This window comes from Marinomonas sp. TW1, assembly GCF_001625355.1.
Classification (GTDB): domain Bacteria; phylum Pseudomonadota; class Gammaproteobacteria; order Pseudomonadales; family Marinomonadaceae; genus Marinomonas.
Map to the genome: position 1 here is coordinate 79,550 of NZ_JSEE01000008.1, position 15,311 is coordinate 94,860.

Below are 15,311 nucleotides of genomic sequence, written 5' to 3' on the forward strand. Positions count from 1 at the left end.
ACCTAATTTTATTGGTTACAGGTTACCACAACGGATACCTGCGAAGTGAGGCAATGCGTATGCCAAATATGAACCCAGATTCATTAATGAAAGACTTCACCCCTTATGTAGCTAAGGAAGGCGAAGAATACATGAACGAGAACCAGTTGGCGCATTTTAAAAGCATCCTACTCAACTGGAAACAAAACTTAATGGAAGAAGTCGATCGCACTGTTCACCACCTTAAAGAAGAGGCGGTAAACTATGCAGATCCAAATGACCGAGCTAGCCAAGAAGAAGAGTTTAGTCTTGAATTGCGCGCTCGTGATCGCGAACGCAAATTGGTCAAGAAAATTTCTCAAACCATTGAGCTAATCGACAACGATGATTACGGTTTTTGTGAAGAGTGCGGTATCGAAATTGGTATTCGTCGCTTAGAAGCTCGCCCCACGGCGACCATGTGCATTGACTGTAAAACACTTGCTGAAATCAAAGAGAAGCAAGTCGGCGGTTAATCCGTGACAAGTTGTTACATAGGCCGGTTTGCGCCATCGCCAACCGGTCCGCTCCATTTTGGCTCGCTAGTGAGTGCTTTAGCGAGCTATTTAGAAGCTAAGCAGCGACAAGGTAAATGGCTTATTCGCATTGAAGATGTGGATGGAACCCGCTGCAAACCCATGTTTGCCGAACAAATCCTGACCACACTTCAAAGCTATCAACTTATTTCAGACGACAACGTTGAAGTACAAAGCCAACACCACCAATCTTATCAAAATCATTTAGAGCAATTAGAACAGCAAGGGCAACTTTTTCCCTGCAACTGCACGCGTCAATCGCTGCAACCATACCAAGGTCGTCATCCACACATTTGCAATAGCCATACTGACACTCCGCACTCTTGGCGCTTAAAGAGCAGTGAATTGGTTTATCAATACCTAGATCCCATTCAAGGGATGCTCACTTTTACAGATGATCTTAAAAACACCTGCCCTGTTTTAAAACGCAAAGATGGCTACTTTTCCTATCAATTAGCCGTGGTGGTGGATGACCATAGACAAAACATCACCCACCTTGTTCGTGGTGCCGACCTAATCGACACCACCGCTCAACAATTGCATCTGTATTCATTGTTTAATTGGACACCACCAAAACTGTGCCACATCCCTCTTATCGTGAATCAAAGAGGCGATAAAATCAGTAAACAGAATCATGCTAAAGCCATTGCTGATGGCGACATCACCACCTTACTGTGTGCCCTTAAGTATCTTGGGCTTCAGATTCAAGCCTCAAGCATTCAAGCCGCCTTAGACCAAGCCATCCAATTGTGGGACATAAAACGCCTACAGGGACAAAGCGCTCTGCCGATCCAACCGCAAGACTGGCACCTTATTCAATAACCCTTCTCTATTCCAACCTCTCTTCATCCGTGTGTATAATCGTTACACTGGTTACAAGAGGTGACATCACATGCACAGCATTATGATTATCTGCCCCGACAACTCCCTATTGAAAGAGTCGGAAAGATGGCTATCGAAATACGGTTTTCAAATTAACACCAGCCAATCTTTTGAGCAGGCCAACAAATATTATGACCTCTCAGCATTCGACTTAATGCTCGTGGATCAAGCGGCCATCGAATCACTAGACAATCCCGCTAACGAGATCCCCGAAACACCAAAACACATTGTGTTGGATGCCAAACCCAGTCTAAGTACTGGGGTAAACAGTATGGCAGAGGGCGCAGTCTATTATTTACCCTTACCTACAGACACAGAAACGCTGCTCAAACATGTCGTCAATACGCTGGAACAAGGTGATCAAGAAAAAACCACCCCAACCGCCGACACGTTATCCTCAAAACCTGTCTTGTTTGCGGCCAGCGAGCGCGAAGAAGCCCTTCCTCTTGGCACACCTGGTAGTGGCATTATTGGGCAATGCCCACCTATGCTCGAGTTATTCAGCGATATGCGCAAAGTAGCCGCAACCGACGTTACCGTTCTGATAAGAGGTGAGTCTGGAACAGGTAAAGAACTCGTGGCCAAAGCACTCCACAACCTAAGCCAACGACACGACCACCCTATCATCAGCGTCAACTGCGCCGCCATTCCCGAAAACCTAATAGAATCAGAGCTATTCGGCCATGAAAAAGGCGCTTTCACGGGGGCTACCACAGCGCACGACGGCCTAATCGTTGCCGCAAACAAAGGCACACTATTTCTGGATGAAATTGGCGAACTGCCGCTCGAAGCGCAAGCGAGATTACTTAGGGTATTACAAGAGGGCGAGATTCGTCGCGTCGGTGCCACGCAATCGACTTATGTTAATATTCGCCTTATTACAGCCACCCATAGAAACCTCTTTGAAATGGTCAAAAATGGCCAATTTCGGGAGGATTTATACTACCGCTTATATGTCATGGAATTACTGTTACCGCCGTTACGAGATCGTGGCGAAGACATTTCCATATTGGCGAAAGCCTTATTGGAAAAAACTTGCTTAAAACATCGTCGTCCACCCGTTCCTTACAACAGAACATTTGACAAAGCCATTCGCTCACACAACTGGCCAGGTAACGTTCGGGAATTGGAAAACGCCATAGAACGAGCCATCATACTTAGCCCTACGGACAGAGTGGAAGCCGCTAATCTCAAATTAGCCAGCCAACATCACACCAAGCAACAAGGATCGCAAGCCCCTACTGATGGCAAGATTAACGCCACTCTTCCACAAGGGACGACTCTTGACGATTACTTTAAACACTTTGTACTCACGCACCAGCACAAGATGACAGAAACCCAACTTGCACATTCGTTGGGCATATCGCGCAAAAGTTTATGGGAAAGAAGACAAAAGCTGGCAATACCCAAAAAAGTAACAACCGAAAAGTAACACTTGATACCAAAATACCCAAAAAAAGAGAAAGATATTGTAAAAAAAGTGTACAGCATTTTACTAAAAACCAATAAAATCAGTATATTATGTTTTTTGGCACAACTAATGCCTTATATATGGCACAACGATAATAAGATTGACCAAGAATAAAAATAAGTTAATCGTCGTATGTTAAGTTCTTAAAAATAACAATAACAATTAGGAACACCGTGGCCTCTTCAAATAAAAATAAAATTTGAGGCCATGGATGGAAAATCGCTTTGGATAATTGATTTTTTTAGATATACAAGCCCTCGGGCGATGAAAACAATGCAATAATAAAAATAAGACCCAAGTAGAACTGCAGAAGCAGCACTGACTTTGTTTTCGGAACTAGTATCTTCATGTATCCAAAGCGATTATTTTATTTCTTGATTCATCTCTTTGATTTCCGATCTTCACCATTTTCACTGAAACTGCCTCATAAATCGTGTAACTTTTCGCCATCACGTGTAGAATGCCATTTTCGTTAACTTTTAAATTTGTTGTCTAATGCTTACAGGATTCAAATCTCTGGTACGTAAAGCCTCTTCTGTGTTCACACCTAATAAAACACAGACTTACCCCATTATCATACCTCGTAAACAACACAGTCTATCAAGACAGGACATGAGTCCAAATGCTGTTAAGGTTTTATATCGTCTTAATAAAGCAGGTTACGATGCTTATTTGGTGGGTGGTTGCATACGAGATCACTTGATAGACATAGAGCCCAAAGACTTTGACGTCGTTACCAATGCCACGCCCGAAGAAGTTCATGCCATTTTTTCCAACTCTCGATTGATTGGTCGACGCTTTCGCTTAGTGCATGTTACTTTTGGTCGAGAAATCATTGAAGTCTCTACTTTTCGAGCCAATACAGCACAAGAAGAGACGCCAAGTCCCAGCGCGACTCAAACGTCACTAAAAAATAAAGATTCAGCTCGCTCAACCCATGGCATCATTCTGCGTGACAATGTTTATGGCAGCATAGAAGAAGACGCCGAGCGTCGCGACTTTACCTTCAACGCCCTTTACTACAATGTTCAAGACTTTAGTATTCACGATTATTGTGGTGGTCTTGCCGACATTAAAAACAAACAGATTCGCATCATTGGGGATCCTAAGCAACGTTACCAAGAAGACCCTGTTCGAATGCTTCGAGCAATTCGCTTTGCCGGTAAGCTTGGCTTTGAGATTGAAGCCAGTACAGCTGCTCCCATTAAAGAAATGGCGCACTTACTGGACCATATCCCGCCCGCCCGCCTATTTGAAGAAGTATTGAAATTACTGGGCAGCGGTAACGGCATTAAGACCTTTGCGTTACTGCGTGAATTTGGCCTGTTTCGTTATTTATTTCCAGACACAGACGCTTTACTGCAAAGTGGCTGGAAGCGGGATGACATAGACCCTGAAGCCTTCATTCTACGCGGCCTAAAAAACACGGATGACCGCATTCAAAGTGGTAAAAGTACCGCGCCTTATTTTTTATACGCCATTCTACTGTGGCCAAGTGTTGTACTAAGACACGAAGAGTTTCAGGCGCAAGGCATGCCGGTTACACCAGCACTTCACCAAGCCGCCAATATGGTACTTGATAATCAGGTCGCTTCGACGGCCATCCCACGTCGATTCTCAACGCCTATGCGTGAAATTTGGGACATGCAACTCAGATTACCGAAACGCTACGGCAAACGTGCTTTCCAACTATTAGAGCACCCTAGGTTTCGCGCTGGCTTTGATTTCTTATTAATACGTGAACAAAGCGGCACAGAATTGAATGATCTTGGCACTTGGTGGGAAGCATTCCAACACGGCAACGAGAATCAACAACGAGATCTCATTAAACAAATTGACAGTCGTTCTAATAATGAAGGGCCAAAAAAACGTCGCCCTCGTCGACGCCGTAAAAGCAATGCCCCACAAAGAGACGATGCAAGCGACTCATAAGAGACAGGCCAATGATGACAGCTTATATTGGTCTTGGCAGCAATCTTGATCAGCCACTTGAGCAGATTCGCCAAGCCATTCAAACTCTTGCCTCTCAGCCGAGTTTGAATCATTTTAGAGTATCTAATCTGTACGCCAGCAAACCGGTTGGCCCACAAGATCAACCGGACTATGTCAATGCGGTTGCGTCATTCGAAACCGCATTATCCGGTATCGAATTATTGGATTTACTGCAATCCATCGAACAAGATCATCATCGGCGTCGCGAACGTCACTGGGGACCGCGCACCTTAGATTTAGATCTGTTATTGTATGGCAAAGAGCAGATTGATTTACCAAGATTGACCGTGCCACACCCTTTTATGCTTGAGCGAGGTTTTGTCATCCAACCTCTTCATGATCTTGCTCCCGATATGCTCTTGGTAAATGGCAAAACCGTTACCGAGCAGTTACACCAACTTGATACCAACGACTTGGTTATTATCACAGAAGAATAAGATATGTATTCAGACAACTCACAAAAAAAACTGACCAAACCCGTAACTTTATCGACACTCAAAAAAATGAAAATCGACAAAGAAAAAATCACCTGCCTAACCTCATATGATGCTTCTTTCACGAACGTCATGAATGCGGCTGGTGTTGAAACCATCTTGGTGGGTGACTCACTTGGCATGGTCGTTCAAGGCAAAGACAGCACCTTACCCGTCACCATCGAGGACATGTGCTATCACACTGCCGCAGTGAAGCGTGGCAACACAAATGCCTTCATCATGTCAGACATGTCTTTCATGAGTTACAGTAAGCCAGAGCAGGCTTTAGACAATGCCGCTAAGCTGATGCAAGCTGGCGCGAACATGGTCAAGCTAGAAGGTGGCAGCTGGCTGGCGGACACCATTAAACTGTTAAGCCAACGCGGCATTCCCGTTTGCGCACATTTAGGTTTAACACCACAATCAGTTCATAAGCTAGGTGGCTATAAAGTACAAGGCAAAAGCCAAGATGCCGCCGAACTGTTATTGCAAGAGTCGTTGGATTTAGTCGAAGCGGGTGCCGATATTTTATTGTATGAATGCATCCCCACTGAACTTGGCAAAAGCTTAACTGAAGCCGTTCCCGTCCCGACCATCGGCATTGGTGCTGGCCACCATACAGACGGTCAAGTGTTGGTCATGTATGACATGCTGGGCATTAACCTTGGCCATGTGCCACGTTTTGTCAAAAACTTCTTAGTGGATGGCCGTAATGTTAGCCAGGCCTTTGAAGCCTATGTAGACGAAGTAAAAAGTGCCAGTTTCCCTGGTCCAGAACACGGATTCCAATAATGCAGACGTTTCATACCATAGCTGAATTACGAGCAGCACTTAAAACCTTACGCCTTCAAGATAAAAGCATCGCGTTTGTTCCGACGATGGGCAATCTACACGATGGCCACATGTCATTAATTCGTCGAGCCTCAACAGAAGCCGACATTGTTGTTTCATCCATTTTCGTCAACCCAATGCAGTTTTCCGCTAACGAAGATTTAGAGCGCTACCCGAAAACATTAGAGGAAGACAAAAAGGTACTCAAAGCCAACGGTTGTGACTATGTCTTCGCACCCGATGCCTTAGAAATGTACCCAGATGGCAAACGCAGTCAGACACAGATTGAAGTCGTTGGCCTATCCGACATACTTTGCGGCGCTTCTCGCCCAGGCCATTTTGTTGGCGTGGCGACCGTTGTTACGAAATTATTCAACATAGTGCAGCCTGATTGCGCTATTTTTGGTAATAAAGATTTCCAACAATTAAAAGTCATCGAAGACATGACTCGAGATCTCAGTTCCAACGTCCGCATTATAGGGATAGATACAGCCCGAAATGAAGATGGCTTAGCAATGAGTTCTCGCAACGGCTATTTAACAGAACAAGAACGAGACATTGCACCGACAATGTACAAAACATTGCTCTGGGCAAAAGAACAGCTCTTAGCAAACAGCGCGAGTCACGAGGACATCCGCGAACAAGCTCAACAGAAGCTTGAAGCGGTCGGTTTCCGTCGTGATTATTTTGAAATCCGCGCGCAAGATAATTTACAAATGCCAACAGAGGAAGAGAAGAGCCTAGTCATCTTGGCTGCGGCACATCTAGGGAGCGCACGTCTTATTGACAACCTGCGCGTAGAACTTGGGTAAGTTGAGTCGTTAAGCTCAACCCCATAACCTAATTCACTTTCAAATACGAGGGAGATTGTAATGCGTTCACCCACTGAATTTTCTGCCTGGAAGAAACTCGCAGAACATCAACAGGAAATGACCTCTGTTGATATGACATCACTTTTCCAAACAGACCCTAAGCGTGCAGAAAAGTATCAAGCGCAAGCGGCTGGCTGGACCCTTGATTATGCAAAAAACCGAGCGAATGACACCACCCTGTCTTTGTTAACCGAACTGGTCAATGAAGCGGGCATGAAAAACGCCATCGATGGCATGTTTAGCGGTGCTCATATCAACAATACGGAAGATCGTTCAGTACTGCATATCGCCTTGCGTGCCAGCCAAGCACAGGACACCCTCATGGTAGATGGCGTCAACGTGCTTGCGGAAGTTCGTGCCACGCTAAAACAAATGGAAAAATTTGTTGCGCAATTACACAGCGGCGAATGGAAAGGACATACAGGAAAAACGATTACTGACGTCGTATCGATCGGTATCGGTGGCTCTTACCTTGGCCCTAAAGTCGTTGCTGAAGCACTCACGCCGTACAAAAAAGACGGCATCAAAGTTCACTTCGTCGCCAACATCGATGGTTCAGACATCACAGGTAAACTCAAACAAGTAAACCCAGAAACCACCGTGTTTGTCATCTCATCCAAAACCTTTGGTACGTTAGAAACCTTATCTAACGCTAACGCAGCGCGTGATTGGTTCCTAAGCAACGGAGGCTCTAAAGAGTCAGTAAGCAAACACTTCGCCGCCGTCAGCTCAAACGTTAAAAAAGCGGTTGATTTTGGCATGGCTGAAGAAAACATTTTCCCAATGTGGGATTGGGTTGGCGGACGCTACTCTCTTTGGTCGGCGATTGGTTTACCGGTAGCCATTGCGGTTGGCATGGACAACTTCTACGAATTGCTAGACGGCGCTCACCAAATGGATGAGCATTTCCGCACCGCACCGTTAGAAGAAAATCTACCCGTCATAATGGGTGCCCTTGGCGTGTGGTATATCAACTTCCATAATGCTCAAACTCACGCCTTGATCCCTTACGATCATTACCTACGCGCCATGCCTGCTCACATTCAGCAGCTCGACATGGAAAGTAATGGTAAAGCGAATCTATTGAATGGTGACGGCGTAGAAACCGATACAGGCCCAATCATTTGGGGGGGCGCTGGTACCAACGGCCAACATGCTTACCACCAATTGTTGCACCAAGGTACTCGTCTTGTTCCTGTTGACTTCATCGCACCATTAACCAGCCACAATCCAATTGCTGAACACCACACACACTTGTTTGCTAACTGCCTAAGTCAGTCGCAAGCGCTAATGGTGGGCAAAACCCTTGAACAAGCTCAACAAGAGCTAAAAGAGGCAGGAGCAACCGACGAACAAATCGCCAAGATTGCACCGCACAAAGTCATCAAGGGCAATCGTCCAAGCAACACCCTATTAACCGACAAGATGACCCCTGCGACCGTTGGTGCGTTAATCGCGCTTTACGAGCACCGCACCTTTGTTCAAGGTACCATTTGGGGGATTAACTCATTCGACCAATGGGGTGTAGAACTGGGTAAAGTGTTGGGCACAGACATCTATAACCGCTTAGTCAGCAACAGCGACAACAGCGCACTGGATGCTTCTACCCAAGCACTGATCACAGCGTTTAAGAAAGCTCAAGCCTAATAGAAAGTGGACAGCTAATGCGATTTAAAAACACCAGCCTCGGCTGGTGTTTTTTTATGACATAAACCATATAACAAACTTCCCCCAAACACTCATCAAAGCTTATTTTCTTCAAGTTCGTTTTTCCAAGCCACGATTCGAATAGAAAAACAGAAAAGGTTCTACTGACCCATCAGCAAGACAGGCACCCTCTCTAACCACCATCGTATTATTCGCCACACTTACCAAAGGTAACTATTTAACGACACAAAAAACACAACAAGCAACCAAATAAAGTGGCCGTTTCAAGTCCAAGCTTCTATATTTTTCGTATCCAAGAATATCGTTATTTTTAGAAGTGACAGTGAGATCAACAGCGCCATTTGTTTTGTGACTTTGTTGATTTCGTGAAATACCAGTAAGGAGGCTAAAGCACTCGATGATGCTGCAGCTACTCCAGCATCAAATTTCCATTCAGTCACTTGTATCATGTATTCGTCGATTGATCATTCTGAGTGAGGCATGAATGGCTTTAATCAAAAAAAATATCTGGGCGGCCTTTTATCTGACCGCTGCCATTTGGTTGGTGTTTTTTGGGGCGGCGACTTTTGTTAGCTATCAAACCGTCTACGAAGAATACACCTCCGAACAAAAAAGACTCATGGCACTTACTGCCAATTCCATACAGTCCATTTTACGTCAGTACGAGGTATTACTCGACTTAGTTGCCAAGGAAGTCATTGCCTATGGCGATCTTGCAGACAAGGAAACCATTCAAAATGTGATGGACTCAGTTGTGGAAGTGGACAACTCCATGCTGGGGGTTGGTCTTTTTCTACCTCATGGTGATGTGTATGTTGCCTCATCTGGGGTGAAACTTCCGCCGAGTTTCAACATACTGTCTCAGCCTGAAAACCGTGACAGTTTCCAGCAAACGCTAGAAACCAATAGAATGGTGTTGGGACGAACCTATCAAAGTGACGTACTGAAATCCGTCGTTTTTCCTTTACGAAAATCGGTAGTGGACCAAGATGGCAACGTTCTGTTTGTCTTATCTACTGTGATCAACATCCCAAAAGGCTTCCGCTTTTTCTTCGACGGTGAGAGCAATCAAAGCAACAGTAACCTCTACCTCTATCGAGACAGTGACCGTTATTTCCAAATGGTACTATCTCATCATGAAATAGATTCAGATATTTACAATTACCAGATCCCTCAGGCCGATCTTGATCACGCTTTCAACACATTAGAGCAGAAAAAAGGCCTGCGTAGACAGGAAATAAAACAAACCGAATTAGAAATTATCACAACCAGTGTCCAGCCAGGACCAACTGGTAAAGCGGTCAGTCGCTACATTGCCAAGTACGATTTGTGGGCGGAACTTAAATTAGACACAAGTTATGTAATGGGCTTGTTTTTCAAAGAACTACAAGTACTCATTGGCATTTTCGCAAGTTCTTTATTTCTCATTTTTTTGTTATTCAGAAGCGTAGCGAGCAATGAAAAACGCATTAAAAACGCTTTAGAACATCAAGCAAGCCATGACTATTTAACGGCACTTCACAATCGTTTCTATTTGGATCAACAACTCTCTTTAATGAAAAGAGACTCCCTGTATTACCTTATCTTCATTGACTTAGATAATTTCAAGGCCATCAATGATGGCTACGGTCACGAAGTCGGAGACAAAGTACTTTGCCTCGTTGCTGAAAGATTGCAGAGCTTAGTAAACTCAGAAGATGTACTGGTGCGTTACAGTGGTGATGAATTCATCATTGTGGTGTTTAACCAAGATGAGAGCAGCATAAATCTATTCTGCAAAGCCATTCAGAAGAATTTGGCGTTACCAGCACAAATTGGAGATTATCGCTTTGTTTTAAGCGCGAGTATCGGTATCGCGGCCTTCCCTGAAGACGGCCAAGATCTAGATGAATTAAAACGCTATGCCGATCTCGCTATGTATGAAGCGAAGAAAACACGCAACACCATCACCTTCTTCCGAGAGGACTTCAAACAAGCTTATCAATATCGCGCACAAATGGAACAAGAACTTAAAAAGGCTTTATTGCAGAATGAGCTGTACATGATGTATCAACCGCAAATTCGTCGTGATGGTAGCTCTTTTGGTGTAGAAGCCTTAGTTCGTTGGGAAAACAAATTACTAGGTTTTGTGCCACCAGATAAATTCATTGCCGTTGCCGAAGCCTGTGGCCTGATGTTACCCATTGGTGAATTTATCATTGATAAAACGTTTACCGACATGACGGAAATCCAAAAAGAAACAGGCTTACCTGTGACCGTGTCGATCAATATTTCAGTACGGCAATTCCAGCACAATGAATTCTTTGATAGATTGATTGAGTTGATGGAAAAACACACCTTTATTCACGTTGAATTAGTACTTGAGGTAACAGAGAACCTCTTTATTGACGATGTCATCGACATTCAAAACCTAATGAAGAAAATACGTGAGAAAGGCATTCGCATCTCCTTAGACGATTTTGGTACAGGCTACTCGTCATTGAGCTTGTTAAATCAGTTGCCGATTGATGAGCTTAAAATAGACAAAAGTTTTGTGGATGATATCACCACCAATAGCAACACCCTTGCGATGGTTGAAGGCATCATTGCGATTGCTAGAAGATTAAACATCACCACCGTAGTGGAAGGCGTGGAAAATGATGAACAGAGACAGGTCTTGGCTGACTTACAATGCGATATTTTCCAAGGCTATCATTTCTCTAAACCATTAAAACTTGATGACTTAAAGACATTCATGACGAGCAATACGCATTTACTGAATGGTGACAACAACCCTTTCATCTGATTGCCCTTCTTAAAGCACAAAAAAACCACCCATAAGGGTGGTTTTTTAAAGATCAGCCACATTAACGCAATTTAAATGTACTCAACCTTCTCAATTTCATATACCGCTTCGCCGCTAGGAATTTTAACAGCCACTTCGTCGCCTTCTTCCTTGCCGATAATGGCTTTGGCAATAGGAGACGCATATGAAATTTTCTTCACTTTCACATCCGCTTCGTCATCCCCAACGATCTGATAAGTCACCGTATCTTCTGTATCAACATTATACAGCGTAACGGTTGTGCCAAAGACAACCTTACCAGTTGCAGGAATCGACTTAACATCAATCACTTGTGAATCAGACAGCTTACCTTCGATCTCTTTAATACGACCTTCCGTAAAGCCTTGCTCTTCACGAGCAGCATGATATTCCGCGTTTTCTTTTAAGTCGCCATGCTCTCGCGCTGTTGCAATGTCTGCAATAACGCGAGGACGGACAACAGCTTTCAAGTGATTCAGCTCTTCTCTAAGACGAGCTTCACCCTCTACTGTCATTGGAACTTTTTTCATCATTTCCCCAAGTGCAAATCTTGTAATCTTCTGACTTTGGTTTCGCCGGTTAGGCCAATAGCCAAACTCGTCGCCTCAGCGCCAGCCAATGTCGTAGTGTAACAAACCTTGCGCTGTAATGCTGTACGACGAATCAAAGAAGAATCCGTAATCGCTTGAGTGCCTGACGTGGTGTTAATAATGTAATCAATTTCGCCGTTCTTCATCATATCAACAATGTGAGGGCGACCTTCATTCACTTTATTAACTTTGCGCACTTCGACGCCATGTTCCGTCAAATATTTCGCCGTGCCTTCTGTACCCACTAGATCAAAGCCCAGCTCAGCAAGACGTTGAGCAACTGCGACGGCACCTTCTTTGTCCATGTCACGAACACTGATAAATGCGCGTCCTGATGTTGGCAATTCTGTACCACCACCCAATACCGCTTTGCCAAAGGCTTCAGCAAATGTATCGCCAACCCCCATGACTTCACCAGTGGATTTCATTTCAGGCCCAAGAATTGGGTCTACCCCTTGGAACTTATTAAATGGGAATACCGCTTCTTTAACACTGTAATAAGAAGGAATAATCTCTTCAGTGAAACCTAGTTCAACAAGAGTTTTACCTGCCATCACCAAGGCTGCAACTTGCGCCAAAGAACGACCGATACACTTAGACACGAATGGCACAGTACGTGATGCACGAGGGTTGACCTCGATGACGTAAATCTCTCCGTCTTGAACCGCTAGCTGAGTGTTCATCAAACCGATCACACCTAACTCAAGCGCCATGTTCTTAATCATCTCGCGAATGCGATCTTGTGTCTCAGCAGGCAGCGAGTAAGGTGGCAATGAACAGGCCGAATCACCAGAGTGAACCCCAGCTTGTTCGATGTGCTGCATAATACCGCCAATCACCACTTGCTCACCGTCAGACACACAGTCGATGTCGATTTCGATGGCCGCATTTAGAAAGTGATCAAGCAATACTGGGCTGTCATTAGACACTTTCACGGCCGTTGTCATATAACGAGTCAGTTCTTTCTCGTTGTAGACGATTTCCATTGCGCGACCGCCCAAAACATAAGATGGGCGAACCACTAATGGGTAACCGATTTCAGCCGCTTTCACAATGGCTTGCTCTGTAGAACGAACCGTTGCATTGTTAGGCTGTTTGTAACCAAGACGCTGGATCATGCTTTGGAAACGCTCACGATCTTCCGCACGGTCAATGGCTTCTGGAGTGGTACCAATAATTGGCACACCTTCGTTTTGCAAAGCACGAGCAATCTTCAATGGCGTTTGTCCACCGAACTGTACAATCACACCTTTTGGCTTCTCAGTACGCACGATTTCCAATACGTCTTCCAAGGTAACCGGCTCAAAGTACAAACGATCCGATGTGTCGTAATCCGTTGATACTGTCTCTGGGTTACAGTTCACCATAATGGTTTCGTAACCGTCTTCACGCAAACCAAGCGCCGCGTGCACACAACAGTAATCAAATTCGATACCTTGACCGATACGGTTAGGCCCACCACCTAAAATGATGACCTTGTCTTTGTCACTTGGGGCGGCTTCACACTCGTCTTCATAAGAAGAATACATGTAGGCGGTATTTGTCGCGAACTCAGCGGCACAAGTATCAACTCGCTTGTAAACCGGATGCACATCCAACAAATAACGACGCTCACGCAAGGATTTTTCAGTCACTTGCAGCAAATCCGCAAGACGCGCATCCGAGAAGCCCTTACGCTTCAAGCGACGCATCACGTCAAACGTCATGTCCGACAAACCTTTGTTAGACAAGGTCATTTCTTCTTTGATCAAGTCTTCGATCTGTACCAAGAACCAAGGATCCACGCCTGTCACGGCATACAATTCGTCAACCGTCATACCTGCACGGAAACCATCGCCAATGTACCAAATGCGGTCAGCGCCAGGAGATTGCAGCTCATGAGACAATTTCTCTTTGCTGTTTTCTTCTGCCATGTCCAACTGAGGATTAAAACCGTCAGAGCCGGTTTCCAAACCACGTAGGGCTTTCTGCAAAGACTCTTGGAAGCTACGGCCAATCGCCATCACTTCACCCACTGACTTCATTTGCGTCGTAAGTCGATCGTTCGCCGTTGGGAATTTCTCAAAGGTAAAGCGAGGAATCTTAGTCACAACATAGTCAATCGCAGGCTCAAAGCTCGCTGGTGTTTGACCGCCAGTGATGTCGTTCTGCAACTCATCCAGCGTGTAACCAATGGCCAATTTCGCCGCGATCTTGGCAATCGGGAAACCCGTCGCTTTGGATGCCAAAGCCGATGAACGAGACACACGAGGGTTCATTTCGATGACCACGAGGCGACCCGTTTGCGGGTCCATACCAAACTGTACGTTCGAACCACCGGTTTCAACACCAATTTCACGCAATACCGCTAGAGAAGCGTTACGCATGATTTGGTATTCTTTGTCCGTCAAAGTTTGTGCTGGTGCCACTGTGATGGAGTCACCCGTGTGAACCCCCATGGCATCGAAGTTTTCAATGGCACAAACAATAATACAATTGTCTTTTTTGTCTCGTACCACTTCCATTTCGTATTCTTTCCAACCGATCAAAGATTCATCGATTAGCAATTCATTGGTTGGCGACAAATCCAAACCACGAGTACAAATTTCTTCAAACTCTTCCATGTTGTAAGCGATACCACCACCGGTACCGCCCATGGTGAAAGAAGGACGAATGATACAAGGGAAGCCTACTTCACTTTGTACTTTCAAGGCCTCTTCCATGTTATGAGCGATGCCAGCACGAGGACATTCTAGGCCAATTGATTTCATCGCTTGGTCAAAACGATTGCGGTCTTCTGCTTTGTCGATCGCATCCGCGGTCGCACCAATCATTTCAACATTGTATTTTTCTAAAACACCATGACGCTCTAAATCCAGCGCACAGTTCAATGCCGTTTGCCCACCCATGGTTGGCAACACCGCATCTGGACGCTCTTTTTCAATGATTTTTTCAACGGTTTTCCACTCAATCGGTTCGATGTAAGTGGCATCCGCCATCACTGGATCCGTCATGATGGTAGCTGGGTTAGAGTTCACCAAGATAACGCGGAAACCTTCTTCGCGCAGGGCTTTACAGGCTTGCGCACCTGAGTAATCAAACTCACAGGCTTGACCGATTACAATTGGGCCGGCACCTAAAATTAAGACGCTTTTTATGTCAGTACGTTTTGGCATAATCTTTCGTTCCGCTCCTT

Annotated in this window: 11 protein-coding genes; 9 read left to right on the forward strand and 2 right to left on the reverse strand. The window is 45.0% G+C overall.

Annotated elements, in window-relative coordinates; translation table 11 throughout:
• Positions 1–59: 59 nt before the first annotated feature.
• The 9 genes from dksA to OA79_RS08840 all read left to right on the forward strand — a co-directional run bounded on the left by dksA (position 60) and on the right by OA79_RS08840 (position 11,528).
• Positions 60–494 (forward strand): RNA polymerase-binding protein DksA, encoded by a 435-nt coding sequence (gene dksA / locus OA79_RS08795; protein ID WP_013794852.1) that lies wholly within the window; start codon positions 60–62, stop codon positions 492–494.
• A 3-nt stretch (positions 495–497) separates the two neighbouring features.
• A complete protein-coding gene (gene gluQRS, locus OA79_RS08800) occupies positions 498–1,376 on the forward strand; it encodes a tRNA glutamyl-Q(34) synthetase GluQRS (RefSeq protein ID WP_063332860.1) in 879 nt (292 codons plus the stop codon).
• Between the two features lie 70 nt (positions 1,377–1,446).
• Complete coding sequence (locus OA79_RS08805; RefSeq protein ID WP_063332861.1) at positions 1,447–2,868, forward strand: sigma-54-dependent transcriptional regulator; 1,422 nt, start codon at positions 1,447–1,449, stop codon at positions 2,866–2,868.
• Positions 2,869–3,402: 534 nt separating this feature from the next.
• Positions 3,403–4,839, forward strand: coding sequence for a polynucleotide adenylyltransferase PcnB (gene pcnB, locus OA79_RS08810; RefSeq protein ID WP_063332862.1), 1,437 nt, complete (start codon positions 3,403–3,405; stop codon positions 4,837–4,839).
• Between the two features lie 14 nt (positions 4,840–4,853).
• Positions 4,854–5,336: a 2-amino-4-hydroxy-6-hydroxymethyldihydropteridine diphosphokinase gene (gene folK / locus OA79_RS08815; RefSeq protein ID WP_063332973.1), complete on the forward strand. Its 483-nt coding sequence runs from the start codon at positions 4,854–4,856 to the stop codon at positions 5,334–5,336.
• Positions 5,337–5,339: 3 nt separating this feature from the next.
• Positions 5,340–6,164 (forward strand): 3-methyl-2-oxobutanoate hydroxymethyltransferase, encoded by an 825-nt coding sequence (gene panB / locus OA79_RS08820; RefSeq protein ID WP_063332863.1) that lies wholly within the window; start codon positions 5,340–5,342, stop codon positions 6,162–6,164.
• Entirely contained in the window at positions 6,164–7,015 is an 852-nt protein-coding gene (panC, locus tag OA79_RS08825) for a pantoate--beta-alanine ligase (protein ID WP_063332864.1), read from the forward strand. The genes panB and panC overlap by 1 nt, the downstream gene beginning before the upstream one ends.
• Positions 7,016–7,075: 60 nt before the next feature.
• A complete protein-coding gene (gene pgi, locus OA79_RS08830; protein WP_063332865.1) occupies positions 7,076–8,722 on the forward strand; it encodes a glucose-6-phosphate isomerase in 1,647 nt (548 codons plus the stop codon).
• A 505-nt stretch (positions 8,723–9,227) separates the two neighbouring features.
• Positions 9,228–11,528 (forward strand): bifunctional diguanylate cyclase/phosphodiesterase, encoded by a 2,301-nt coding sequence (locus OA79_RS08840; protein WP_063332867.1) that lies wholly within the window; start codon positions 9,228–9,230, stop codon positions 11,526–11,528.
• 71 nt (positions 11,529–11,599) lie between these two features.
• Here OA79_RS08840 and greA read toward each other — a convergent pair whose 3' ends face one another.
• Both greA and carB read right to left on the reverse strand, forming a co-directional pair.
• Positions 11,600–12,076 (reverse strand): transcription elongation factor GreA, encoded by a 477-nt coding sequence (greA, locus tag OA79_RS08845; RefSeq protein ID WP_063332868.1) that lies wholly within the window; start codon positions 12,074–12,076, stop codon positions 11,600–11,602.
• Positions 12,076–15,291 carry a carbamoyl-phosphate synthase large subunit gene (carB, locus tag OA79_RS08850; protein ID WP_063332869.1) on the reverse strand — a complete coding sequence of 1,072 codons (3,216 nt, stop codon included), beginning with the start codon at positions 15,289–15,291 and terminating at the stop codon, positions 12,076–12,078. The genes greA and carB overlap by 1 nt, the downstream gene beginning before the upstream one ends.
• Between the last annotated feature and the right edge of the window lie 20 nt (positions 15,292–15,311).